Source organism: Streptomyces sp. NPDC059866, from assembly GCF_042731325.1.
Classification (GTDB): Bacteria; Actinomycetota; Actinomycetes; order Streptomycetales; family Streptomycetaceae; genus Streptomyces; species Streptomyces flavusporus.
Map to the genome: position 1 here is coordinate 1 of NZ_JBHWJT010000011.1, position 24996 is coordinate 24996.

The 24996-nt window shown below is 71.5% G+C and carries 18 protein-coding genes; 8 read left to right on the forward strand and 10 right to left on the reverse strand.

All coding sequences use genetic code 11. The features are described from left to right. Both ACFV7R_RS18245 and ACFV7R_RS18250 read right to left on the reverse strand, forming a co-directional pair. A partial coding sequence (locus tag ACFV7R_RS18245; protein WP_385264434.1) for a maltotransferase domain-containing protein occupies positions 1-710 on the reverse strand: 710 nt, incomplete at its 3' end. 216 nt (positions 711-926) lie between these two features. After that, a complete protein-coding gene (locus ACFV7R_RS18250) occupies positions 927-2129 on the reverse strand; it encodes a S8 family peptidase (RefSeq protein WP_385264436.1) in 1203 nt (400 codons plus the stop codon). Between the two features lie 323 nt (positions 2130-2452). On the opposite strand from ACFV7R_RS18250, the gene ACFV7R_RS18255 reads away from it, so the two are divergent. After that, positions 2453-5071 (forward strand): glycosyltransferase family 1 protein, encoded by a 2619-nt coding sequence (locus ACFV7R_RS18255; protein ID WP_385264778.1) that lies wholly within the window; start codon positions 2453-2455, stop codon positions 5069-5071. Between the two features lie 125 nt (positions 5072-5196). Here the strand turns inward: ACFV7R_RS18255 and ACFV7R_RS18260 are convergent, their stop codons facing one another. The 7 genes from ACFV7R_RS18260 to glgX form a co-directional block, all read right to left on the reverse strand. Next, on the reverse strand, positions 5197-5700 hold the full coding sequence (locus ACFV7R_RS18260; RefSeq protein ID WP_385264438.1) for a DUF1990 family protein: 504 nt from the start codon (positions 5698-5700) through the stop codon (positions 5197-5199). Positions 5701-5842: 142 nt separating this feature from the next. Next, on the reverse strand, positions 5843-7891 hold the full coding sequence (locus ACFV7R_RS18265; RefSeq protein ID WP_385264440.1) for a M4 family metallopeptidase: 2049 nt from the start codon (positions 7889-7891) through the stop codon (positions 5843-5845). Positions 7892-8143: 252 nt separating this feature from the next. Further along, positions 8144-9901 (reverse strand): ABC transporter ATP-binding protein, encoded by a 1758-nt coding sequence (locus ACFV7R_RS18270; RefSeq protein WP_385264442.1) that lies wholly within the window; start codon positions 9899-9901, stop codon positions 8144-8146. Further along, positions 9898-11604, reverse strand: coding sequence for an ABC transporter transmembrane domain-containing protein (locus tag ACFV7R_RS18275; RefSeq protein ID WP_385264444.1), 1707 nt, complete (start codon positions 11602-11604; stop codon positions 9898-9900). Before ACFV7R_RS18275 ends, ACFV7R_RS18270 begins: the two co-directional genes overlap by 4 nt. A gap of 28 nt (positions 11605-11632) precedes the next feature. Next, complete coding sequence (locus ACFV7R_RS18280) at positions 11633-13489, reverse strand: ABC transporter ATP-binding protein (RefSeq protein ID WP_385264445.1); 1857 nt, start codon at positions 13487-13489, stop codon at positions 11633-11635. Then, a complete protein-coding gene (locus tag ACFV7R_RS18285) occupies positions 13486-15384 on the reverse strand; it encodes an ABC transporter ATP-binding protein (RefSeq protein ID WP_385264446.1) in 1899 nt (632 codons plus the stop codon). The genes ACFV7R_RS18280 and ACFV7R_RS18285 overlap by 4 nt, the downstream gene beginning before the upstream one ends. A gap of 144 nt (positions 15385-15528) precedes the next feature. Next, positions 15529-17799: a glycogen debranching protein GlgX gene (glgX, locus tag ACFV7R_RS18290; protein WP_385264447.1), complete on the reverse strand. Its 2271-nt coding sequence runs from the start codon at positions 17797-17799 to the stop codon at positions 15529-15531. A 152-nt stretch (positions 17800-17951) separates the two neighbouring features. On the opposite strand from glgX, the gene ACFV7R_RS18295 reads away from it, so the two are divergent. The 4 genes from ACFV7R_RS18295 to ACFV7R_RS18310 all read left to right on the forward strand — a co-directional run bounded on the left by ACFV7R_RS18295 (position 17952) and on the right by ACFV7R_RS18310 (position 22278). After that, positions 17952-19193, forward strand: a complete 1242-nt coding sequence (locus ACFV7R_RS18295; protein ID WP_385264781.1) for an Ig-like domain-containing protein — start codon at positions 17952-17954, stop codon at positions 19191-19193. Positions 19194-19381: 188 nt separating this feature from the next. After that, entirely contained in the window at positions 19382-20632 is a 1251-nt protein-coding gene (locus ACFV7R_RS18300) for an Ig-like domain-containing protein (RefSeq protein WP_385264449.1), read from the forward strand. 78 nt (positions 20633-20710) lie between these two features. Then, positions 20711-21478, forward strand: a complete 768-nt coding sequence (locus ACFV7R_RS18305; RefSeq protein ID WP_129800477.1) for an enoyl-CoA hydratase/isomerase family protein — start codon at positions 20711-20713, stop codon at positions 21476-21478. 296 nt (positions 21479-21774) lie between these two features. Next, positions 21775-22278 (forward strand): ATP-binding protein, encoded by a 504-nt coding sequence (locus tag ACFV7R_RS18310; RefSeq protein WP_165396360.1) that lies wholly within the window; start codon positions 21775-21777, stop codon positions 22276-22278. A 9-nt stretch (positions 22279-22287) separates the two neighbouring features. Here the strand turns inward: ACFV7R_RS18310 and ACFV7R_RS18315 are convergent, their stop codons facing one another. Next, positions 22288-22926: a GNAT family N-acetyltransferase gene (locus ACFV7R_RS18315; RefSeq protein WP_385264451.1), complete on the reverse strand. Its 639-nt coding sequence runs from the start codon at positions 22924-22926 to the stop codon at positions 22288-22290. Positions 22927-22981: 55 nt separating this feature from the next. On the opposite strand from ACFV7R_RS18315, the gene ACFV7R_RS18320 reads away from it, so the two are divergent. From ACFV7R_RS18320 to ACFV7R_RS18330, 3 genes are all read left to right on the forward strand, one after another. Continuing rightward, positions 22982-23896, forward strand: a complete 915-nt coding sequence (locus tag ACFV7R_RS18320) for a MerR family transcriptional regulator (protein WP_385264452.1) — start codon at positions 22982-22984, stop codon at positions 23894-23896. Between the two features lie 49 nt (positions 23897-23945). Then, complete coding sequence (locus ACFV7R_RS18325; RefSeq protein ID WP_385264454.1) at positions 23946-24158, forward strand: EF-hand domain-containing protein; 213 nt, start codon at positions 23946-23948, stop codon at positions 24156-24158. Between the two features lie 63 nt (positions 24159-24221). Continuing rightward, positions 24222-24971, forward strand: coding sequence for an NADPH-dependent F420 reductase (locus ACFV7R_RS18330; RefSeq protein WP_385264456.1), 750 nt, complete (start codon positions 24222-24224; stop codon positions 24969-24971). The last annotated feature ends 25 nt before the right edge of the window (positions 24972-24996 follow it).

A 24996-nucleotide genomic window follows, 5' to 3' on the forward strand; every position in this document is an offset into this window, starting at 1 on the left:
TCCCGCTCCACCAGCAGCGGCAACGGCTCGGACGCCGTCACCAACTCCCGCAGCGGATACCGCCCCAGCACACCGTCCACCTCCGGCGTCAACGCGGCGGCCAGCCGGGAGGCGGCGGGACGGTTCTCGTCCCGCAGCGCGGCGACAGCGGCGAGAAGCACGTGCCGTGCGCGGCTCGGCGCCTGGACGGCGGCGCGCGTGTAGAGCCGCGCGCCCTCCTCCAGGACCAGGTCGGTGTCGATGCCGGCCGGGATCTTGATCCGGGCGTGGTGCCGCCAGGTGGTGACCGGGTCGCCCCACGCCTCCACGGTGTAGGTCCACAGGCCGGGATCACCGGCGGTGACGGTGGCGCCCCAGCGGTCGGTGCCGGGGGCGAGTTCGTGCATCGGCGTCCAGGGGCCGGGGCGGCCGTCCGGGTCCTTCAGTACGAGATTGGCCGATACGGCGTCATGTCCCTCCCGGAAGACGGTCGCCGAGACCTCGAACGTCTCCCCGGTCACCGCCTTCGCGGGCCGGCGGCCGTGCTGGACGATCGGGCGGACGTCGAGGACGGGTATGCGCCCGACGGCGGTCGCCTCGTCCGCGGAGGCCGGCTCCGGGACCGGCCGGCCGGCGTCGACGGGGCGCACGGGCTGCTGTGCCTCGGTGCTTTCGGTGCTGCTTTCGGGGCTCGATGTCAGGGGTGCTGACGAGTGGTGCGTGGCGGGCATCACCGCTCCTGTCCGCGTCAACGTGGGTGGGCGGATGGCTGTGGGGAGGTGGGTCGTGCGGGATGTGCCGGTGGGGGCGTACCGCAGGAGCCTTCCCACCCTGTTCGGGTGGGCAATCCGGCACTTTGTTAACTACTCACGCGTATGTCTACGCACAAGACCGGCCCCGTTCGAGACGAACGGGGCCGATACTGCCGTCACGGCTGGAATGTGGCGCTACGACCGCGGTACCTGGAGAAGTTTGTTCGGTGAACCCAGGCCGCGACCGGAGACCTTGCCGGAAACCGCCCCCGCCACAAGCGCCTTGGAAACCTGCGCCGGGGTGGATTTCGGATGGCCGGCCAGATACAGCGCGGCCGCGCCCGCGGCGTGCGGCGACGCCATCGACGTACCGGAGAAGGTCGCCGTGCCGGTGTTGCTCCTGTGGGACGCGGAGGTGATCGCCACGCCCGGGGCGAACAGGTCCAGTGCGGAGCCGTAGTTCGAGAAGGACGCCCGGGCGTCCGTGCGGCTCGTGGCGCCGACGGTGATCGCCTGCCGTACGCCCGCGGGGGAGTACAGACCGGCGGGGAGGCCGTCGTTGCCCGCCGCGACGGTGTACGTGACACCCGAGGCGATGGACGTGCGTACGGCGGCGTCCAGCTGGGCGTTGTAGAAGCCGCCCAGGCTGAGGTTGGCGACCGCCGGTTTGCGGGCGTGCCGGGTCACCCAGTCGATACCGGCGATGACCTGCGCGGTCGTACCGGAACCGGCGTTGTCCAGCACCCGCACGGCGACGACCTTGGCCTTCTTGGCGACGCCGAAGCTCTGGCCGGCGACCGTCGCGGCGACATGCGTGCCGTGTCCGTTGCCGTCCCCGGCGGACCTGTCGCCGCCGACGAAGTCCCAGCCGTAACCGGCCCGGCCGCCGAAGTCCTTGTGGGAGATGCGGATGCCGGTGTCGATCACATACACCGTCACTCCGCTGCCCGCCGACTCCGGCCAGGTGTAACTCTTGTCCAGCGGCAGGTTCGGCTGGTCGATGCGGTCCAGGCCCCAGGACGGCGGGTTCTTCTGGGTGTGGTCGGCGACCACACGGGTGTCCTGGGTGACGGAGGCGACGCGCGGGTCGGCTGCGAGCCGCTTCGCCTGTCTCTCGCCGGCCCGCACCGCGTAGCCGTTCAGGACCGTGCCGTACGTGTGGCTGATTCTCGCCCCGTACTTCTCGGCGATGCCCTTTCCGGCCGCCGACGGAGCCTTCGTTCCCCCCTTCAGCGTCACCAGGTAGCTGCCGCTGACGGCGCCGGGTTCTCCGGCGCCGAGTATCCGCCCCTCAGGCGCGGCCTGCGCGGGCGGTACGGTGGCCGAAAACACCGCGGCACATGTCACCGCGGTGAGGCCACCCGCCCAGCGCAGACGCCGTGTTCGCGTCCGTGTCATGGTCCGAGTTCCCCTCCTCGACTCGGTGTTGCGGCAACCGCCGGCGACCGCGTGCATCCGCTCGCCGGCCGGTACGCCGGTTGGCAGCCTCTCGTGCGGTGTGAAGCGCCACAAGGAGGCTTGTGGGGGCGGAATCGGCCATATCGGCTATGGGGGACGAGTGAAGGTTGCGGCGGATTTCGGTCGGCTTGGGGCATGACCGGCCGGACAGCGGACGCTCCCCCGGGAGTCGGCCACGGTGACCCCGGGTAACCACTACCGTCGATATCGATGACGGGACGCACACCGCCGTGCGTCCTCCTCCGCACGTGACGAGGTGGCATGTGAAGGCGATCCGTCGATTCACGGTCCGACCCGTTCTCCCCGACCCCCTCCGCCCGCTGAGCGACCTGGCACGCAACCTGCGCTGGTCCTGGCACACGGAGACACGCGATCTGTTCCAGTCCGTCGATCCGGAGCGGTGGGCTGCATCAGGCGGTGATCCCGTACGTCTGCTCGGCAGCGTGCCGCCCGCGCGGCTCACCGAGCTGGCCGAGGACCGCCGTTTCCTGCGCCGCCTCACCACGGTGGCCGACGATCTCCACGACTACGTCACCGGCGACCGCTGGTACCAGGCGCAGTCCGGTGAACTCCCCGCCGCCGTCGCCTACTTCTCACCCGAGTTCGGCATCACCGCCGCTCTGCCCCAGTACTCCGGCGGCCTGGGCATCCTGGCCGGCGACCATCTGAAGGCGGCCAGCGACCTCGGCGTACCGCTGATCGGGGTCGGGCTGCTCTACCGGCACGGCTACTTCCGCCAGACCCTCTCCCGGGACGGCTGGCAGCAGGAGCACTACCCCGTCCTCGACCCCAACGAGCTGCCGGTGGCCCTGCTCAAGGAGCCCGACGGCACCCCCGCCCAGGTCACCCTCGCCCTGCCCGGCGGCAGGTTCCTGCGCGCCCGGATCTGGCTGGCCCAGGTCGGCCGGGTCCCGCTGCTGATGCTCGACTCGGACGTCGAGGAGAACGACCTGGGCGAACGCGGTGTGACCGACCGGCTCTACGGCGGCGGCAGCGAGCACCGGCTGCTCCAGGAGATGCTGCTCGGTATAGGAGGGGTCCGGGCGGTACGGACGTACTGCCGGCTCACCGGCCACCCCGAGCCCGAGGTCTTCCACACCAACGAGGGCCACGCCGGTTTCCTCGGCCTGGAGCGGATCGCCGAACTCTCCGATGACGGGCTGGAGTTCGACTCGGCGCTGGAAGCGGTCCGCGCGGGCACCGTCTTCACCACCCACACCCCCGTCCCGGCCGGCATCGACCGCTTCGACCGCGAACTCGTCGCCCGTCACTTCGGCCCCGACGCCGAACTCCCGCGCATCGACGTCGAACGCATCCTCCGACTCGGCATGGAGACCTACCCCGGCGGCGAACCCAACCTCTTCAACATGGCCGTGATGGGGCTGCGTCTGGCCCAGCGCGCCAACGGGGTCTCCCTGCTGCACGGCAACGTCAGCCGGGAGATGTTCTCCGGACTGTGGCCGGGATTCGACCCCGACGAGGTGCCGATCACCTCCGTCACCAACGGCGTGCACGCCCCGACCTGGATCGCCCCCGAGGTGTTCCGGCTCGGCGCCCGGCAGATCGGCGTCGGGCGCGCCGAGGACGCCTTCAGCGACGGCGGTTCGGACCGCTGGGACGCCGTCGCGGACATCCCCGACCAGGACATCTGGGAGCTGCGCCGCACCCTGCGCGAGCAGCTGGTGACGGAGGTACGGGAACGGCTGCGCGCCTCCTGGCGGCAACGCGGCGCGGGCACGGCCGAGCTGGGCTGGATCGACGGTGTGCTCGACCCGGACGTCCTGACGATCGGCTTCGCCCGCCGCGTCCCGTCGTACAAGCGCCTGACGCTGATGCTGCGCGACCGCGACCGCCTGATGGACCTGCTGCTGCACCCGGAACGCCCGATCCAGATCGTGGTGGCCGGCAAGGCGCACCCCGCGGACGACGGCGGCAAGCGGCTCGTCCAGGAACTCGTCCGCTTCGCCGACGACCCGCGCGTACGCCACCGGATCGTCTTCCTGCCCGACTACGGCATGGCGATGGCGCAGAAGCTCTACCCCGGCTGCGACATCTGGCTGAACAACCCGCTCCGCCCGCTGGAGGCCTGCGGCACATCGGGCATGAAGGCGGCCCTCAACGGCTGCCTGAACCTCTCCGTCCTCGACGGCTGGTGGGACGAGTGGTTCCAGCCCGACTTCGGCTGGGCCATCCCGACCGCGGACGGCGTGGGCACAGACCCGGACCGACGCGACGACATCGAGGCGTCCGCCCTCTACGACCTGCTCGAACAGCGGGTCACCCCGCGTTTCTACGAGCGCGGCCCGGGCGGCCTGCCCGACCGCTGGATCGAGATGGTCCGCCAGACGCTCACCCTGCTCGGCCCCAAGGTGCTGGCCGGCCGCATGGTCCGTGAGTACGTCGAGCGCCTGTACGCGCCCGCAGCCCGCGCCCACCGCACCATGGACCCGGACGCGGCGCGCGAACTCGCCCGGTGGAAGGCCCGGTTGCGCAGGTCCTGGCACGCGGTACGGGTCGACCACGTCGAAACGTCCGCCACCACGGCAACGGCCGAGCTGGGCACGACCCTCACCCTCCGCGTCCGCGTCGCCCTGGGCGACCTCGCCCCCGACGACATCGAGGTCCAGGCCGTCTCCGGCCGGGTGGACCCCGAGGACCGCATCGCCGATGCCACGACGGTGCCGCTGAAACCGGCGGGCGGCCCCGACACGGAGGGGCGCTGGATGTACGAGGGCCCGCTGTCCCTGGACCGGACGGGGCCGTACGGCTACACGGTCCGCATCCTGCCCGCACACCGGTTGCTGGCGACGAGTGCGGAGCTGGGGCTGGTGGCGGTGCCGTCGGAGGATGTGGTGGAGGGGGCGGGGGTGTTGATGCGGTAGGGCGCGCCGAGGCGAGCATGCGACAGCCCCGGCCGGCATGCAGGAAAGGGAGCCGGCCGGGGCTGTGCCGGGCTCAGCGGTTCACGTGCAGCCCGGCTCGGCGCCGGCCCTGTCTCACGGGTGGGTCAGTCGCTCTCCCCGCACAAGCGCCGCAACACCGCCCCGCACCGCCGCGCATACGCATGCTGCAGCCCCCGAGTGGCCGGACCGCCCGCTCGGGCGTACCACTTCGCCCCACGACTGAAGGCGTTCACGGTCAGCCAGACCGTGCCGTCGCCCGTCCGTTCCACCACGAACGCTTCCTCGCCGCACTCCGGATGGCCGGAAAGCGTGCCGTACGCCCAGCCCACCCGCCGGTACTCCTCCACCGTCCACACCACCCGGCACGGTGCCTTGATCACTCCGGCGAGGGTGACCGTGACGTCGACGCCGGGGGCCGCGCGGTCGGACGACGCGTCGATGCCGACGCCCAGCGCGCGGTGCATCTCCCAGGTCATGACCGCCTCGGCGGCTCTGTGGAAGACCTCCTCGCCCTCGCCGATGCGGGTGCGCACGTGCAGGGGGTGGAAGCCGGGCGGGCAGAAGCCGTACTCCCGGGTCGCGCCGACGGTGTCGTACGTGAAGGACATGGGTCACAAGGGTAGGGCGGCACCCGGGGATGCCTTCGTCCCGGGTGTCGCCCCTCAGTCCTGCGTCAACAGGCCTGCGCTCAGCTCACGTTGGCCGTCGGCCGCGCCGCGGCGCCCTGTCTTCGGGGAACCGCTGACAGGCCTACGGGAACGTCAGCTTCCAGCTGTTGATGGTGCCGACGTCCTGGGCCGCCTGGTCCTGGACCCTCAACTGCCAGGTGCCGTTGGCGGCTTCGGAGGACGCGTTGACCGTGTAGGTCTCGGCGACGTTGTCCGCCGAGTCGGAGGAGCTGAAGTTCTTCAGGCGGTACGCGGTGCCGTCCGGGGCGAGCAGGTCGATCACCAGGTCACCGCGCCAGGTGTGCGTGATGTCGACCGCGACCCGGAGGTTGGACGGGGCGTTGCCGGTCCGTCCGGTCACGGGGATCGAGGACGTCACCGCGGCGCCGTTGTCCGGGATCGACACGTCGGCGGTGTTCTCGAAGGACGTACCGCCGTCCCCGCCGCCGTCCGGGCGGGGCCCGACTGAGACGCCCGCCCAGGCGTCCTGCACTGCCTTGTACTCGGTGCTCGTGGTGCCGTACAGCTCACCGGCCGCCGCGAGGGTGCCGGTGCGGGCGCCCGCGTAGTTGGTGGTCGAGGTGAACTTGGTGGTCAGCGCGCGGAACCAGATCTTCTCCGCCTTGTCGCGGCCGATGCCGGTGACCGGAAGGCCGTCCGAGGTGGGCGAGTCGTAGGTGACACCGTTGATGGTCTTGGTGCCGCTGCCCTCGCTCAGCAGGTAGAAGAAGTGGTTCGCGGGGCCGGACGAGTAGTGCACGTCGATCGAGCCGATGCCCGAGTACCAGGCGTCCTTGGACGCGCCGTCCTTGCTCGGCTTGTCCATGTAGCGCAGCGGGGTGCCGTCGCCGTTGATGTCGATCTCCTCGCCGATGAGGTAGTCACCGACGTCGGAGGAGTTGTCGGCGTAGAACTCGACGGTGGCGCCGAAGATGTCGGAGGTCGCCTCGTTCAGGCCGCCGGACTCGCCGGAATAGTTGAGGCCGGCCGTGTTCGACGTGAGCCCGTGGGTCATCTCGTGCGCGGCCACGTCGATCGACGTGAGCGGATTGGCGTTGCCCGAGCCGTCGCCGTACGTCATGCAGAAGCAGCTGTCGGACCAGAACGCGTTGACGTAGTTGTTGCCGTAGTGGACCCGGGAGTAGGCGCCCACACCGTCACCGCGGATACCTGAACGCCCGTGCACGTTCTTGTAGTAGTCCCAGGTCAGCGCGGCACCGTAGTGCGCGTCGGCGGCCGCGGACTCCAGGTTGGACGGGCTGCCGTTGCCCCAGACGTCGTCGGGGCCGGAGAAGAGGGTGCCGGTGCCGGAGGTGCCGCGGTTGAGGTTGTACGTCTTGTGGTTGCCGCGCGCGCCGTCGGTGAGGTTGTACGTCGAACCCGACTGGGTGGTGGTGAGGTCGACCGTGCCGCTGTAGACCGTGTTGCCGGTGCCGGTCTCGATGGCCTCCCACTCGTACAGCTTCTCGCCGGTGGTGGCGTCGGTGACGACGTGCAGTTCCTGCGGGGTGCCGTCGTGCTGGAAGCCGCCGACGACGGTCTCGTACGCCACGGTCGGCTTGCCGTTCGCGGCCCAGATCACCTTGCGGGGCGTCCGGTTGACGTCGGGGCTCTTCGCGTCCTCGGCCTTCGCGGCGGCCAGCGCCTGCTTCTCGGCCTTCGCGGCGGGTACGGAGGCGGTCGTGGTCGCCGGCTTGATGGCGGCGCGGGTCGCCTTGACGACGGCCTCGGTCTCGCCGGACTTCGTGGTCTCCACGACGAGGTCGCCGCCGAGGACGGGCAGGCCGTCGTAGGTCCGCTCGTAGCGGGTGTGGACCGTGCCGTTGCCGTCCTTGACGACGTCACGGACGACCAGCTTCTCCTTGGCGCCGAGGCCCAGGTCCTTGGCGGTGTCCGCCTTGGCGGCGTCGGCCTCGCGTATCAGCTCGGCGCGCTGGGCGGGGGACAGCTTGACGGACTCGGCGCCCGGTATGACCTTGCCCGCGGCCGACGGTGCCTTCTCCGGGGCGGCGGTCGCGGCGCCGGACTGCACGGCCGCGGCGATCAGGGCGGAGACGCCGACGAGGACGACGGCGGTGGTTCTGCGGGGTGTGGTGTGGGAGGTGCGTCTGCGAGAGGAACTGCTTCTCAACACTGACTCCTTCTGCATGGCCGCGGATCACGTGGCCAGGGGAGATCCGGACGGCGGGTGGGCCGCCCGGGCAGAACGCGAAACCAGGTGCGGATGGCCGGGGACAACACAGCGGCGGATCAGTGGGGTTGCTGTGAAGTGGCCGTGGGAAGCGTGGCACCGAGGAGCGCTTACTGTCAGGAGCGCGTCAAAAAGTTGGCCGGAAATCGTCCGTTGTCCGGTAGTTCACGTTCGATATACGAAACGTCAGTGTTACGGGGCCGTCTCTCCGTGCCACGTCCGCCACAGCCTCGCGTACGCGCCGTCCGCCGCCACCAGTTCCTCGTGCGTACCGAGTTCGGACAGGCGTCCGGCCTCCATCACGGCCACCCGGTCCGCGTCGTGCGCGGTGTGCAGACGGTGCGCGATGGCGATCACCGTACGGCCCTCCAGTACGGCGGCCAGGGCACGCTCGGTGTGCCGGGCGGTCGTCGGGTCGAGCAGGGCGGTGGCCTCGTCGAGGACCAGGGTGTGCGGGTCGGCCAGCACGACCCGGGCCAGGGCGAGTTGCTGGGCCTGTGAGCCGTCGGTGCGCCGGTCCGCCGTACCGAGTTCGGTGTCCAGGCCGTCGGGCAGCTCGCGCACCCAGCCGTCGGCGCCGACCGCGGTGAGCGCGGCCCACAACTCCTCGTCCGTCGCGGCCGGTTCGGCGATCAGCAGATTGTCGCGGACCGTGCCCAGGAACACATGGTGCTCCTGCGTGACCAGCACGACCTGGCGGCGCAGCCGCTCCGGCCCCAGACCGGCGACCGGCACCCCGCCCACCGTCACGGTGCCCGCCCCCGGCGCGTCGATGCCCGCCAGCAGCCTGCTCAGCGTGCTCTTGCCCGCGCCGGACGGACCGACGACCGCGAGCCGCTCCCCGGGCCGCACCGTCAGGTCCACCCCGTGCAGCACCTCGCCGCCGCGGTCGTAGGCGTAGTGCACGCCGGTGACGTCGATGCGGTCGTCGGCCGGGTCGGGGGAGTCGGCCGGGACCGTCCGCTCCACCCGGGCCAGGCCCTCGACGCGGGCGAAGGAGGCGCCGCTGGCCTGCAACTGCTCGATCCGGACCAGGAACTGGTCGAGCGGTTCGGTCGACTGCCGCAGGTACAGGGCGGCCGCCACCACCGACCCCAGGCTGATCTCCCCGCGCGCGTGCAGCCAGCCGCCGAGCAGCAGCACGCCGGCCACCGGGAGGACGTACGCGAAGTCCACGACGATGAAGAACGCGCAGCGCAGGAACAGCGTGTGCAGCCGGGTGCGGCGGGCCGTCTCCAGCGCGTCCCGGCTCGCGGCGGTCCGCCGCTCGCCGAGCCGGAAGGCCTCGACCGTGCGGGCGCCCCCAGCGGTCGCCGCGAGGATCTCGGCGACGTCCGACGTGGCCGCGCCCTCGGCGAGATAGGCGTCCCGGGCCCGGCGCAGATACCAGCGCGTCGAGAACCAGATGGGGGTCAGACAGAGCGCCGACAGGGCGCCGAGCAGCGGGTCGAGCACGAAGACCGCGCCGAGCAGGAACGCCGCCTGGACGAAGGCGACCAGCAGCTCGGGCCCGGCATCGCGCAACGTGGCCCCCACGGCGGCGACGTCGGCCGTGCCCCGGGCCGTCAGATCGCCCGTCCCGGCCCGCTCCACGACGGAGGAGGGCAGCGCGAGTGCCCGGGAGACGAAGCCCTCCCGGATGCGGGCCAGCGTCCGCTCGCCGAACCGGTGCCCCACGTACCGGGCCCAGCGGGCCAGCAGCAGCTGCGCCAGTGCGCACAGCACGATGGCGAACGCCAGCCGGTCCACCACCGCGACGCCGGCCCCCGCCCGCACCTCGTCGATGATCCGGCCGAGCAGCCACGGCCCGGCCAGCCCGGCCCCGGCGGCCAGCGCGTTGAGGGCGACCGCGACGGCGAAGGCCCGCCCGTCCGCCCGGACCAGACCCAGCGTGGCCCGCCGTACGTCGGCCCGCTCCGCCACCGGCAGCCGGCCCGGTCCCGCCGTCATCGCACCGTCTCCTCCGCGTCACGGGCCACCAGCGCCCGGTACCCGGGCTCCTCGGCCAGCAGGCTCTGATGGCTGCCGCCGGCCGCGACCTTGCCGTCGACCAGGTAGTACACGACGTCCGCGTGGTCGAGCACCAGCGGGGACGTACTGGTGACGACGGTCGTACGGCCGTCCCGGGCCGCGCGCAGCCGCTCCGCCACCGCGGCCTCCGTGTGCGCGTCCAGCGCGGACGTCGGCTCCACGGCGAGCAGCACCTCGGGATCGGCCAACAGCGCCCGCACCAGCCGTACGCGCTGCCGCTGCCCGCCGGAGAGGTTGCGGCCCTGCGCGTCGATCCGCGAGTCCAGCCCGTCCGGCAGGCCCTGCACGACGTCGTCGGCGACGGCCGCGTGCACGGCCCGCGCGATCGCCGCGTCGTCCCGGTCCCGGCGTCCGCACACCACCTCCCGCAGCGTGCCCGCGAACAGGTCGGCCTCGTGGTCCGCCACCAGGATCCGCGCCCGGACCTGCGGCAACGCGACCTCGTCGAGCCGTCTGTCACCCCAGGTCGCCGCCGAAGGGACGTACCGCCCGAGCCGGTCGACGACGCTCGCCGAGTCGGCGGGCCGCGCACCGGCCAGCGCGGTCAGCCGGCCCGGCAGCACCCGGACTCCCGACTCGGGGTCGTACAGCACGGACGGCTCGGCCGGCGCATCCTCCACACCGATGTCCTCCAGGGGCTCCAGCCGCAGAAACCGTACGACCCGCCGCGCGGCCACCAGCCCCCGGCTGACCTGGTTGCCGAACTCCAGGAAGTACGCCACCGGCACCACCAGCACCGCCACATAGCCGTACACGGACACCAACTCGCCCACGGTGATGTCCCCTTGCGCCACCATCCGCGCCGCGAGCCAGGTCACCACGGCCAGGAACACCGTCGGCAGCCCGAGGCCCAGCGCCTGGATCCAGCTGGTCACCGCCCCGACCCGGTAGCCCTCGGCCCGCAGCCGCTGCGAGTCGCGGCGGAAGGCGTCGCCGACCAGGTCCTTGCCGCCCAGTCCGCCCAGCACGCGCAGCCCGCCCGCCAGGTCGCCGATGCGCGCGGTCAGCACGCCCTGCCGCTCCCGGTAGGCCGTCTCCACGCCCTGCAACCGGCCCATCAGCGGCCCGACCAGCACGGCGATCACCGGCACGCCCAGCAGCACCACGGCCGCCAGCAGCGGCGACACGGCCAGCAGCAGCCCGGCGACCACGGCGTACGAGACGACCGCGCCCACGCCGGGCCCCACGACGGTCAGCGACGTGCTGATGGTCTGCACGTCCCCCACACCGATCGTGACGACCTCCCCGGCCGCGACCTGCCGCCGCAGCGAGGAACCCAGCCGCACCGCCTGCCCGACCACGACCTTGACCGTGCGGAAGTTGGCGTCCATCCGCACCCGGGTCATGATGCGGTGCCGCAGGATGTCCAGCCAGGCCGTGAGCGCCCCGGCCACCAGCAGGGCGGCGGCCCAGCCGGCCAGCGCGGCCCCGTCGCCGGGCTCCAGCCCGTCGTCGATCGCCCGGGACAGCAGATACGGCACCGCCGCCGCGGCCACCAGCGACACGCAGCCCACCACCGCCCCGGCGACCGACCGCCCCGGCTGGCTGCGCACCAGCCACCACAGATACCGGCCGCCGCTGCGGCAGTCGGGTCTGCCGGGATCCTCGTACGCGTCGATCATCCGTCCCCGTCCCCGTTCCCGTCGGCGCTCACGCCAGACTGTCCCGCCACGCCCGGTGCAGACCCGCGAACCGGCCGGTCCCGGCGACGAGTTCGGCCGGGCTGCCGTCCTCGACGATCCGGCCGTGCTCCATGACGAGCACCCGGTCGGCGATCTCCACCGTGGACAGCCGGTGCGCGATGACGACCGCGGTACGCCCCTTCAGCACCGTCGCCATGGCCCGCTGCACCGCCCGTTCTCCCGGGATGTCCAGCGAGCTGGTCGCCTCGTCGAGGATCAGCACCGCCGGATCGGCGAGCAACGCCCGGGCGAAGGCGACGAGCTGACGCTGACCGGCGGAGATACGGCCGCCCCGCTTGCGGACGTCCGTGTCGTAGCCCTCGGGCAGCGCGCTGATGAAATCGTGCGCGCCGATCGCCTTCGCCACCCGCTCGATCTCCTCGTGGCTCGCGTCCGGGCGGCCGATGGCGATGTTCTCCGCGACCGTGCCGGAGAACAGGAACGCCTCCTGCGTCACCATCACCACCCCGCGCCGCAGTTCGGGCACGGCCAGGTCGCGCAGATCGACCCCGTCGAGCAGCACCCGGCCGTCGGACGGGTCGTAGAAGCGGGCGAGCAGTTTGGCCAGCGTCGACTTGCCCGCGCCCGTGGTGCCGACGACCGCGATCGTCTGCCCCGCCGGGATCGTGAGGTCGAAGGGGGGCAGCACCTCGCCACCGGTGCGGTAGGCGAAGCGGACGCCGTCGAAGACGACCTCGCGGCCGGGGTGTTCGGAGGCGAGGGCCGGGAGCTGCACGGGCTTGGCGGGCTCCGGCACCGACGGCGTCTGGGCGAGCAGCCCGGCGATCTTCTCCAGCGAGGCCGCCGCCGACTGGTACGAGTTCAGGAACATGCCGAACCGGTCGATCGGGTCGTACATCCGCCGCAGGTACAGCACCGAGGCCGCCAGCACACCCAGCGCCAGCGTGCCGTCCGCCACCCGGTGGGCGCCCCACAGCACGATCAGCGCGACGGCCGTGTTGCCCACGATCCGCGAGCCGACGACATAGCGGGCCATCTCCAGCAGCGCGTCCCCGTTGGTCCGCTCGTGCCGCCGGTTCAGGACGCGGAACTCGGCGTCGTTGGCGGCCTCCCGGCGGAAGGCGCGCACCGGGCGGATGCCGTTCATCGTCTCCACGAACTTCACGATCACGGCGGCGATCGCGGTCGACCGCTGCCGGTACACCCGCCGCGCCCGCCGCTGGTACAGCCGTACGAGCCCCCACAGCGGCACGAACGACGCCACCGCCACCGCGCCGAGCCCCAGGTCCAGCCAGAGCAGGATCGCCGCGACGTACACGCAGGACAGGATGACCATCACCAGCTCCTGCAGGCCCTCCTCCAGCAGCTCGCGCAGCGACTCGACGTCCGTGGTGGAGCGGGAGATCAGCCGGCCCGAGGTGTACCGCTCGTGGAAGTCGATGCTCAGCGCCTGGGCGTGCCGGAAGATCCGGCCGCGCAGGTCCAGCAGCACATCCTGGCTGACCCGGGCGGAGGCGGCCACGAACGCGTACTGCAGCCCGCCGGAGGCCAGCGCGCACAGCAGATAGCCGGCCGCCACCGCCATCAGCGGCCCGTGGTCGTGGTCGCGGAACGCCGGTACGGCGGTGTCGATGGCGTACGCCACCAGCAGCGGGCCCGCCTGCACGGCCGCCTGCTGGAGCAGCAGCAGAAGCGTGGTCAGCGCGACGCGGGCCTTCATCGGCGCGAGCAGGGAACGCAGCAGGGCGGCCGTGGCGCCGGGCGGGGTGGGCAGTACGTCCTTGTCGAAGGGGTCGTCGGCCTTGTGGGGGCGCGAGTCCTCCGGTTCGTCGGCGACCGGGGTGGAGGTGGCGGACGCGGTCATCGGGCTGCCTCCTGGTGCGTCTGGTCCGCCCCGGACATCAGGTGGGCGTACTCGGCGTTGGTCCGCAGCAGTTCGTGGTGCGTGCCGACGGCGGCGATCCGGCCGCCGGACAGCAGCGCCACCCGGTCGGCGAGCAGCACCGTGGACGGGCGGTGCGCCACGATCAGGGCGGTGGTGGCGGCGAGAACGTCCCGCAGCGCGGCCTCCACGGCGGCCTCCGTGTGCACGTCCAGTGCGGACAGCGGGTCGTCCAGCACCAGGAACTCCGGCCGTCCCACGACCGCCCGGGCGAGTGCCAGCCGCTGCCGCTGGCCGCCGGACAGACTCAGGCCCTGCTCACCGACCTGCGTGTCCGTGCCCTGCGGCAGCGTGTGCGCGAACTCGGCCTGCGCGACGGCAAGGGCGCGGTCCAGCTCGGCGGCTCCGGCACCGTCGGCGGCACCCATGAGCACGTTCTCCCCGACGCTCGCCGAGAACAGCGTGGGTTCCTCGAAGGCGACGGCGACCCTGGAGCGCAGCTCCTGACGGGACATGGCGGTGATGTCCACCCCGTCCAGCGTGATCCGCCCGGAGGTCACCTCGTGCAACCGGGGAACGAGCGCGGTCAGCGTCGTCTTGCCACTCCCGGTGGCCCCGACGAGCGCCATGGACTCGCCGGGGCGGATGTGAAGATCGATGCGCTCGAGCACGGGGGGCGAGTCGACGGGGGCGTCGGGGTAACGAAAGGAGACGGCTTCGAAACGCAACCCCGCCAAGCCGCGGGCAGTCGTGCCGCTGGGGCGATGGGGGTCCCCCCGCTCGAGCGAAGCCGAGAGTGGGGGAGGGTGGGCGCGGGCGGCACCCCGCAACGCCGGGCCGCGCTCCCCACCCCCCGACACCGACGCAGGCTCACCGGAAACCTCCGGCTCCGCGTCCAGCACCTCGAAGTACCGCTCAGTAGCCGTCGCCGCCTCCTGACTCATCGCCAGCAGGAAGCCGATGGAATCCACCGGCCACCGAAGAGCAAGCGCCGTGGACAAAAACGCCACCAGCGTCCCCGCCGACAACCCCCCGTCCGCAACCTGCACCGCCCCCAACACCAGCGCCGCCCCGATCGCCACCTCCGGCAACGTCACGATGACGCCCAGAATCGTCGCCAGCAGCCGCGCCTTGTGCAGTTCCGTCCCCCGCAGCGTCCGCGCCAGCTCCCGGAACGCCCGTGCCTGACTGCGATGCCGGCCGAACCCCTTGATGATCCGGATGCCGAGCACGCCCTCCTCGACGACCGTCGTCAGATCACCCACCTGGTCCTGTGCGCGCCGCGCCACCTCCGCATACCGCTTCTCGAAGATCACACAGGTGACGACCACCGGCACGGCAGGCCCCAGGATCACCAGCCCGAGCATCAGGTCCTGGGCCAGCATGATGATCACGCCGACCAGGATCGTCACACTGTTGACCAGCAGGAACGTCAGCGGAAAGGCGAGGAACATCCGCAGCAGCATCAGATCCGTCGTGCCCCGGGACAGCAACTGCCCCGAGGGCCACCGGTCGTGGAACGCCACCGGCAGCCGCTGCAGATGCCGGTACAGATCCGCCCGCATCGACGCCTCGACCCCCGCCAGCGGCCGTGCCACCAGCCACCGCCGCAGCCCGAACAGCAGTGCCTCGGCCAGCCCGAGCAGCAGCAGATACAGCGCCCCGAGCCACACCCCCGCCGGGTCCCGGTCGGCGACCGGCCCGTCCACGAGCCACTTCAGGACGAGCGGGATCACCAGCCCCGTGCAGGAGGCGAGTATCGCGACGAACGCGGCGGTGAACAGCCGCGCCCGCACCGGCCGGACATAGGGCCACAGGCGCAGCAGCGAGCGGACGGTGGAGCGGTCGTCGGTCGGGGTGGCACGTGTCGTGGACATCAGTGGCGAGCCTACGGACAGCCACTGACAACGCCCACCGAGTTTTGGCTCGCCCCACCCTCGGCAACAGCCTCGACCCACCTTCGCCCAACAGCCTCGACCCACCTTCGCCCAACAGCGCTCAACCACCTCCGCCCAACAGCCTCAACCCACCTTCAGCAACAGCACCGCCCGCCCCGGCACCGTGATCGTCGCCCCCGCCCGGTGCACCACGCCCGGTTCCTCGCCCTGCTCCTCCCGCGAGGTGTCGACGACCACCTCGTAGCGCTCCGCCCAGGGCGGCCCCGGCAGTACGAAGCTCACCGGCCGCTCCCCGGCGTGCAGCACGGCCAGGAAGCTGTCGTCGAGGATCGGCGCCCCCCGCTCGTCGCGCCCCGGGATGTCCCGCCCGGACAGATACATGCCGAGCGTGGCCGCGGGCGCGTACCAGTCCCCTTCCGTCATCTCCGTGCCCCGCGGGGTGAACCAGGCCAGATCCCTGAGCCCGTCCGCGGAGTGCGCGCGTCCGGAGAAGAACGCCCGCCGGCGCAGTACGGGATGCCGGTGCCGCAGCTCGATCAGCCGGGAGGTCAGCTCGAACAGGGCCTTCCAGCCGGGGTCCTCCAGCAGTCCCCAGTCCAGCCAGCTGATCTCGTTGTCCTGGCAGTACGCGTTGTTGTTGCCGCGCTGGGTCCGCCCCAGCTCGTCGCCCGCGACCAGCATCGGCACGCCGGTCGACAGCAGCAGTGTGGTCAGCAGGTTCCTCGACTGGCGCCGCCTGAGCGCCCGTATCCGCTCGTCGTCGGTCTCGCCCTCGACCCCGCAGTTCCACGCCCGGTTGTCGTCCGAGCCGTCCCGGTTGCCCTCGCCGTTCGCCTCGTTGTGCTTGCGCTCGTACGACACCAGGTCCCGGAGGGTGAAACCGTCGTGCGCGGTGATGAAGTTGACCGAGGCGTACGGACGCCGGCCGCCCCATGCGTACAGGTCGCTCGACCCCGACAGCCGGTAGCCCATCTCCCGGACGTCCGGCAGTGCGTGCCGCCAGAAGTCCCGTACGGCGTTGCGGTAGCGGTCGTTCCACTCCGTCCACAGCGGGGGGAAGGCGCCCACCTGGTAGCCGCCGGAGCCGACGTCCCAGGGTTCGGCGATCAGCTTCACCCGGCGCAGCACCGGGTCCTGCGCGATGACCGCCAGGAACGGCGACAGCATGTCGACGTCGTGCATGGAGCGGGCCAGCGCGGCCGCCAGGTCGAACCGGAAGCCGTCCACGCCCATCTCGGTCACCCAGTAGCGCAGCGAGTCCGTGATCAGGCGCAGCACATGCGGCTGGACGACATGCAGGGTGTTGCCGCAGCCGGTGTAGTCGGCGTAGCGGCGGGCGTCGGACTGCAGACGGTAGTAGCCGCGGTTGTCGATGCCCTTCAGGGACAGCGTCGGGCCCAGCTCGCCCGCCTCCGCGGTGTGGTTGTAGACGACGTCGAGGATGACCTCGATGCCGGCCGAGTGCAGGGCGCGCACCATGTGCTTGAACTCGCCGACCTGCTGGCCGCGCGTGCCGGAGGCGGCGTACGCGGCGTGCGGGGCGAAATAGCCGATCGAGTTGTACCCCCAGTAGTTCCTCAGGCCGCGGCGCAGCAGGTGGTCCTCGTGGGCGAACTGGTGGACGGGCAGCAGCTCGACCGCCGTGACGCCCAGCTTCGTGAGGTGCTCGATGGCGGCGGGGTGGGCCAGGCCCGCGTAAGTGCCCCGCAGTTCCTCGGGGATGCCGGGGTGCAGTCGGGTGAATCCGCGCACGTGCAGTTCGTAGATCACCGAGTCCGCCCACGGCGTCTTGGGGCGGCGGTCGTCCATCCATTCGTCGTCGGGTGCGTCGTCGTGGACCACCACGCCCTTGGGGACGTACGGCGCCGAGTCCCGTTCGTCGCGCACGGTGTCCGCGACCTGCTGCTGCGGCCAGTCGCGGACGTGCCCGTACACCTCGGGTGACAACCCGAACGCGGCGTAGTCGCCGTCCACCGCGCGCGCGTACGGGTCGAGCAGCAGCTTCGCCGGGTTCCAGCGGCCGCCGGTCCACGGATCCCAGCGGCCGTGCACCCGATAGCCGTACCGCTGCCCCGGCAGGACTCCCGGCACGAAGCCGTGCCAGATCTCGTGCGTCAGCTCGGTGAGGCGGTGCCGGCGCTCGCTGGTCTCACCACCCTCCTCGTCGAACAGACACAGCTCGACCGCCTCCGCCCCGCCCGCCCACAGCGCGAAGTTGGTGCCCGCCACCCCGTCCGGGCCGACCCGGAAACGGGCCCCCAGAGGCGTCGGCGCACCCGGCCACACGGGCACTTCGGGCGCCCTGCGCTGCACGCCGTTCACGGCGGCGGCCGGGCCCTGCTGTCCGGCGGCGCCTTGCTCCGCCACCGCCTCCTGCTCGGCTGCGCTGGACACCTGTCAGCCTCCCACGGCTCATGGAACGACTGGCGAAAAGGGCAGCGGCGTCCCTCCGCATCCCCCCGTCGCGTCGTCCTCCCCACTGTTCTGCCCAGAGCTTGGCTCGCACTCACGTTTCCCCAGGGCGGGCCCGATCGTTGGGCATGTTTGTGAGGCATGCACATGGGCGCGCGCGGCGCGCGAGGGCCGCACTGGCCGCCGTACTGACATGGGCCGGACTGCTGACGGGAGCCGCCGGCTGCACGTCGGGCGGCCTGAGCGGGCTCGGCACGCTCGGCAAACCCCCGACGCCCGAGCACGTCATCAGCATCTCGCCGGACGACGGCAGCAAGGGCGTCCGCCCCGACGAGACGCTGTCCGTACGGGTGGCCGGCGGGCGCCTGGAATCGGTCGACGTCGTCAAGTCCCAGGACGCCCAGGAGACCCCGGTGCCCGGCCGCATCTCCGCGGACGGCCGGCGCTGGACACCCGACGACAAGAAACTCGCGCTGGCCGCCGAGTACACGGTCCATGCGGTCGCCCGGGACTCCGACGGCCGCCGCTCGGCCCGGCACGCCACCTTCACGACGTACGTCCCCGAGGAACGCTTCATCGCCTACGTCACCCCGGAGAACCGCTCCACGGTCGGCACCGGCATGATCGTCTCCCTGGAGTTCAACCGGGAGATCGACAACCGCGCCGTCGTCGAACGCGCCGTCCACGTCAGCGCGAAACCGGCCGTCGAGATCCGCCCCCACTGGTTCGGCAAGGGCCGCCTCGACTTCCGCCCCGAGAAGTACTGGCGGCCCGGCACCCAGGTCACCGTCACCCTCCGCCTCAGGGACGTCGAGGGCGCGCCCGGCGTCTACGGCGTGCAGCACAAGACGTTCACCTTCACCGTCGGCCGCAGCCAGTACTCACTCGTCGACGCGGCCGCACACACCATGGAGGTCAGCCGGGACGGCGAACTGCTCGGCACGGTGCCGATCACCGCCGGCGGACCGAAGACGACGACGTACAACGGCAAGATGGTGGTCACCGACATGCACGAGGTGACCCGGATGAACGGCGCCACCGTCGGCTTCCGCAAGCCCGACGGCAAGGGCGAGTACGACATCCCGGACGTCCCGCACGCCATGCGGCTCACCGACTCCGGCACCTTCCTGCACGGCAACTACTGGGCGCCCGCCGACGTCTTCGGCCGGACCAACGTCAGCCACGGCTGTGTGGGGCTGCGCGACGTGAAGGGCGGCAGCTCGGACACTCCGGCGGGCTGGTTCTTCGACCGTACTCTCGTCGGGGACGTCGTCGAGATCGTCAACAGCAAGGACGACGTGGTCGCTCCCGACAACGGGCTGGGCGGCTGGAACATGGGATGGAATGCGTGGAAAGCGGGCAGTGCTGTGAAGTGACCCTTCGGTACGGCGGCTTGGCGGTCGCACAGGTTGTCGATGTTGGAACGGAACGGTGACACTCGTGCGGCGCCGACCCCCCTGGTCATGTGGTTAATATGCGCCGTGCGCGCGGGACGCGCGGGGGAGGCGGGTCCGACGAGGCCCGCACGAGGGCCCGGTCCGGGGCCCGTTGAGGGGAGAACAACGTGAACGTGCGACCGATATCGGGGGCTTCGGTTGACGCGCGCGGGGGGCGCGGACGCAGGCGGCTGCCGGCGTTGATCGCCGGCGCGCTGCTGCTGGCCGTGACGGCGTGCGGCGGCTCGGACTCGGGCGGCTCAGGAGCAGCGTCGGGCGGCAGCAAGGGCAAGGGGACCGCCACCGCCGAGAGCAAGCAGTCCGAGGCGGCCGTCACCATAGCCCCCGAGGACGGCGCCAAGTCCGTCGACACCAGCGGCGCCCTCAAGGTCACCGCGGCCAAGGGCAAGCTGACCGAGGTCGTCGTCAAGGACGCCAAGGGCACCGAGATAGCCGGCGAGATATCCAAGGACGGCGCCACCTGGACGCCGTCCACCCACCTGGCCTCCGCCACCAAGTACCAGGTGCACGCGGTCGCCGAGGACTCCGCCGGCCGGAAGAGCGCCGAGGACTCCGACTTCACCACCCTGACGCCGCAGAACACGTTCATCGGCCACTTCACCCCCGAGGACGGCTCCACGGTCGGCGTCGGAATGCCCTTCTCCCTGAACTTCACCCGGGGCATCACCAACCCCGAGGACGTCGAGAAGGCGATAAGGATAAAGACCGAGCCGGCCGTCGAGGTCGAGGGCCACTGGTTCGGCAACGACCGCCTCGACTTCCGGCCCGAGAAGTACTGGAAGGCCGGCACCAAGGTCACCGTCGACCTCAATCTGAACGGCGTCGAGGGCCGCCCCGGCGTCTACGGCGAGCAGGCCAAGACCGTCTCCTTCACCATCGGCCGCAACCAGGTCTCCGTCGTCGACGCCAAGAAGCTCACGATGAAGGTCATGCGGGACGGCAAGGTCGTCAAGACCATCCCGGTCACCACCGGCAAGGCGGGCATGGAGACCTGGAACGGCCAGATGGTCATCAGCGAGAAGCACGTGGTGACCCGGATGAACGGCGAGACGGTCGGCTACGGCGGCGAGTACGACATCAAGGACGTCCCGCACGCCCTGCGCCTGACCACCTCCGGCACCTTCCTGCACGGCAACTACTGGGCCGGCGGCGCCTTCGGCAGCTACAACGCCAGCCACGGCTGCATCGGCCTGCGCGATGTGCGCGGCGGCTGGGACAAGGGCGCGCCGGCGGCCTGGTTCTTCAACAACTCGATGCTCGGCGACGTGGTCGTCGTCAAGAACTCCAACGACCGGACCGTGGACCCGGACAACGGGCTCAACGGCTGGAACATGTCGTGGGAGAAGTGGAAGGCGTAAACGACTCGTCGGATTGCGGCCCCGGTGTGAGGTACGGCACCGGGGCCGACGCCGTTAGTCCCCGTTAACCTGACCTGCATGACCGTGAATCTCGAAGTCGCCGAAGGCGTCGGCACCCTCCGTCTCGACCGTCCGCCCATGAACGCGCTGGACGTCGCGACGCAGGACCGGCTCAAGGAACTCGCCGAAGAGGCCGCGCGCCGCGAGGATGTGCGCGCCGTGGTCGTGTACGGCGGCGAGAAGGTGTTCGCGGCCGGCGCGGACATCAAGGAGATGCAGGCCATGGACCACACCGCGATGGTCCTGCGCGCCCGTGCCCTGCAGGACTCCTTCACCGCCGTCGCCCGTATCCCCAAGCCGGTCGTCGCCGCCGTCACCGGCTACGCGCTCGGCGGCGGCTGCGAACTCGCCCTCTGTGCGGACTACCGCATCGCCGCCGACAACGCCAAGCTGGGCCAGCCGGAGATCCTGCTCGGCCTGATCCCCGGTGCCGGCGGCACCCAGCGGCTGGCCCGGCTGGTCGGCCCGTCGAAGGCCAAGGACCTGATCTTCACCGGCCGGATGGTGAAGGCCGACGAGGCGCTGACACTGGGCCTGGTGGACCGTGTCGTCCCGGCGGCCGAGGTCTACGAGACGGCACACGCGTGGGCGGCGAAGCTGGCGCAGGGTCCGGCGCTCGCGCTGCGCGCGGCGAAGGAGTCGGTCGACACGGGCCTGGAGACCGACATCGAGACGGGACTCGCCGTCGAACGGAACTGGTTCGCCGGGCTGTTCGCGACGGAGGACCGGGAGCGCGGGATGCGCAGCTTCGTGGAGGAGGGGCCGGGCAAGGCGAAGTTCCTCTGAGTTCCTCCCGAACTCGCCGGGGAAACGCCCCTGAAGCACTTGCAATTGACGCGGTGTCTGATCCGGGTCCCTCGATGGGGCGGTTTATGGAAGCCTTAAGGCAACCTTAAGCCTGCCTTGTCGAGGGAGCCGGTCCTTTGCCGTCAATCGACCCTTCTTCGCAGGTCGGATGGGCTGCGAGCGACTCCGAACTGCCAGCGGCATATGCCGAACGGATCGCCCGGAATGAGGTATTCCGGGGGGCGTATTCCTCAGGAACGGCCCCGGAGGCCGTTCCGGGCGGCCATGATGGGGGCATGGCGGGGCTCGAGGGCATCGAACAGCCGCAAGGACGCGGCCGTGCGACTGTGGCGCGCTGGTCGCCCGCGGTCGAGGACGAACGGGCGCTCAAGGCGCTCGAGTTGTTCGGCAACCCGACAAAGGCAGAGGTTCCGCTGCCGTCCCGCCCGGAGTCCGCGGCCACCGCGCGCCGGCTCGCCCAGGTGGTGGTTCTGCGCCACTGGGGCCTGCCCCCGAAGGTGACCGAGGACGCCGTCTTACTGGTCTCGGAACTCGTCGGCAACGCCGTACGGCACACCGGCGCCCGGGTCTTCGGCCTCCGTATGCGCCGTCGGCCCGGCTGGATCCGCATCGAGGTCCGCGACCCGTCCCGTGGGCTGCCCTGTCTGATGCCGGTCCAGGAGATGGACGTCAGCGGCCGGGGACTCGACCTGGTCGACAAGCTGTCCGACCGCTGGGGCGTGGACCTGCTGCCCCGGGGGAAGACGACCTGGTTCGAGATGCGGGTGGTGGACCGCTGAGAGTGCGCGTCAAGGGGTGAGGAACAGCGCCTCCGACCCCACCGGACGGTAACCGGCCGCCTGGAACGCCCGCAGGCTACGGGCGTTGCCCGCCGACACCTGGGCCCACACGGGCTCGCCCCCGGACAGCTGCCGGGCGGCCACCGCCAGCCGGCGCCCCAGCCCCCGATGGCGTACCGCCTCCGCCACCTCCACCGCGACCTCCAGCCGCCCGGCGATCCCCCGCCCCAGGACGAGCACACCGCCGTCCGCCGCCCACACCCGCACGCCGTCACGCCGCCTGCGGGAACTGACGACCCGGGGATGCCCGGGGTCGGCGATCTCCGTCAGGGCGAGGGACGGTCCGCCCGGGAGCGGTGAACCCACGGCCATCACGTCGATGGTGTCCGTCCCACGCCCCGTACGCTCCATGAAGGCCGCATGGAACCGCGCGTTCATGGTCGCGGCGAGCGGGTCGCCGTTGACGGCGGCCAGCGTGGCCCGTACCCAGTCGGGGTCCTCGTCCGTGAAGACGACGGAGTGCGCCGTGAAGGCGAGGACACCGGCGTCCCGGGGAGAGGACTGGGGCACGATCGTCGTGCCGCCGTCCGCGGGCGGGAAGACGCCCCGTGCCGCCGCGTCCAGAATGTCCCGCAGAGTCTCCGCCATGAACGCGCCCCCGCTCCTTGAGTCTCCACCCGCTGGAAGGCCCACACTCGCAGACATGATCGACGACGGCACTTCGCTTTTCACCATCGGCGAGCTGGCCCGCGCCACCGGACTGACGGTCCGCACCATCCGCTACTGGTCCGACGAGGGCGCCCTGCCCCCGGTGACCCGTTCCACGGGCGGCTACCGGCTGTACGACGCCGGGTCCGTCGCCCGCCTGGAACTGATCCGCACCCTGCGTGAGCTGGGCCTCGGCCTGGACGACGTCCGCAAGGTGCTGGCCGGCGAGCGGACCGTGGCGGAGGTCGCCGCCGCGCACGTGGCGGCGCTGGACGCGCAGATCCGCTCGCTCAAGGTGACCCGTGCGGTGCTGTCGACCGTGGCGCGACGCGGCTCGACCGCAGAGGAGATGACCCTGATGAACAAGCTGGCACGGCTGTCGGCCGCCGAGCGGAGGCGGATCGTCGAGGACTTCATGGCGGAGATCTTCGACGGCCTCGACACGGCCGACCCCGACATCCGCACCCGGCTGCGGTTCGCGGCGGCGGAGCTGCCCGACGACCCGACCCCCGAGCAGGTGGACGCATGGGTGGAGCTCGCCGAGCTGATCCAGGACCCGGACTTCCGGGCACTGATGCGCAGGATGGTCGAGTTCAACGCGGCCGACCGCGGACCGGAGATCCCGGCGGGCACGTCCCTGTGGTTCATGAGCCGCCTGGTGCAGCTTGCCGGGGAAGCGCTGCGCAAGGGCATCTCCCCGGACGCCCCGGAGGCCGACGACATCCTGCGCGGCCTGCTCGGCAACGCCGACCGGGCCGCCGTGCTCGAGCGCCTCACGGCGGCGTCGAACGCACGCGTCGCCCGGTACCGCGAGCTCTCGGCCGTCCTGAACGGCCTCGAACGCCAGTCTGCGCACGAGGAGGAGTTCACTTGGGTGGTCGCCGCGTTGCGCGCTCACCCGGCCCGTTAATCTGACCTTCGTCAGCACGACGGACACAGCATGAGACGAGGGCGAATCGGTGGCGGACATCGAGGAAGCGCGCAAGCAGTTCGAGCGGATCGACTCGGACGGTGACGGTGTGATCACCGCCGCCGAGTTCAGGACCGCTCTGACGCAGGAGGGCGACTGGAACGTCACCCAGGGGATCGCCGAGGCCGTCATCGCCAGCCGTGACCTCGACGGCGACAAGCGCATGTCGTTCGACGAGTTCTGGATGTACCTGAACAAGTGACGCGCGCGCAAGGGGCGCCCGGCCGGTCGGCGACGGGCGCCCCTTCGTCATGTCCGGCGTCGGATGCACGTCTGCCGTATCCGCCGGAATAGCCGGGTTCGGCCCGGGGTTTGCCCGTCACAACGAGCATCCACCTCGGAAGGTCCTGTCATGAAGATCGGCATCATCGGCGCCGGCAACATCGGCGGCAACCTGACCCGTCGGCTCACCGCCCTCGGCCATGACGTCTCCGTCGCCAATTCGCGCGGCCCGCACACCCTCAAGGAACTGGCAGGAGAGACCGGCGCCACGCCGGTCAGGGTCGAGGAGGCGGCACGGGGCGCCGAGATCGTGGTGATCACGATCCCGGTGAAGGCGGTCCCGGACCTGCCGTCCGGCCTGCTGGACGAGGCGGCCGAGGGCGTCGCGGTCATCGACACCGGCAACTACTACCCCAAGGAGCGCGACGGGAGGATCGCCGCGATCGAGGACGAGGGCCTCACCGAGAGCCGCTGGACCGAGCGCCAGATCGGCCACCCCGTGATCAAGGCCTTCAACGGCACCTTCGCCCAGGACATCCTGGAGCGCCCGAGCCCTGCCGGCGCCCCCGACCGCATGGCCCTCCCGGTGGCCGGCGACGACGAGGCGGCGAAGCGGAAGGTGCGGGCCCTGATCGACGAGCTCGGCTTCGACACGGTCGACGCGGGCGGAATCGACGAGTCCTGGCGCCAGCAGCCCGACACCCCGGTGTACGGTCTGCGGGCCGGCGTCGCGGAGGTCACCGAGGCGCTGGCGGCGGCCTCGTCGGTTCGGAAGCCGGAGTTCCGCGCGTAGGGCCTTCGCGCTCGGGGTCTTTCAG

Coding starts and splice junctions, on each gene's coding strand:
- ACFV7R_RS18310 (WP_165396360.1), top strand. CDS start 21,775: ATGGCGGGGCTCGAGGGCATCGAACAGCCGCAAGGACGCGGCCGTGCG.
- ACFV7R_RS18275 (WP_385264444.1), bottom strand. CDS start 11,604: ATGATCGACGCGTACGAGGATCCCGGCAGACCCGACTGCCGCAGCGGC.
- ACFV7R_RS18270 (WP_385264442.1), bottom strand. CDS start 9,901: ATGACGGCGGGACCGGGCCGGCTGCCGGTGGCGGAGCGGGCCGACGTA.
- ACFV7R_RS18260 (WP_385264438.1), bottom strand. CDS start 5,700: ATGTCCTTCACGTACGACACCGTCGGCGCGACCCGGGAGTACGGCTTC.
- ACFV7R_RS18285 (WP_385264446.1), bottom strand. CDS start 15,384: ATGTCCACGACACGTGCCACCCCGACCGACGACCGCTCCACCGTCCGC.
- ACFV7R_RS18280 (WP_385264445.1), bottom strand. CDS start 13,489: ATGACCGCGTCCGCCACCTCCACCCCGGTCGCCGACGAACCGGAGGAC.
- ACFV7R_RS18250 (WP_385264436.1), bottom strand. CDS start 2,129: ATGACACGGACGCGAACACGGCGTCTGCGCTGGGCGGGTGGCCTCACC.
- ACFV7R_RS18315 (WP_385264451.1), bottom strand. CDS start 22,926: ATGGCGGAGACTCTGCGGGACATTCTGGACGCGGCGGCACGGGGCGTC.
- ACFV7R_RS18305 (WP_129800477.1), top strand. CDS start 20,711: ATGACCGTGAATCTCGAAGTCGCCGAAGGCGTCGGCACCCTCCGTCTC.
- ACFV7R_RS18330 (WP_385264456.1), top strand. CDS start 24,222: ATGCACGTCTGCCGTATCCGCCGGAATAGCCGGGTTCGGCCCGGGGTT.
- ACFV7R_RS18320 (WP_385264452.1), top strand. CDS start 22,982: ATGATCGACGACGGCACTTCGCTTTTCACCATCGGCGAGCTGGCCCGC.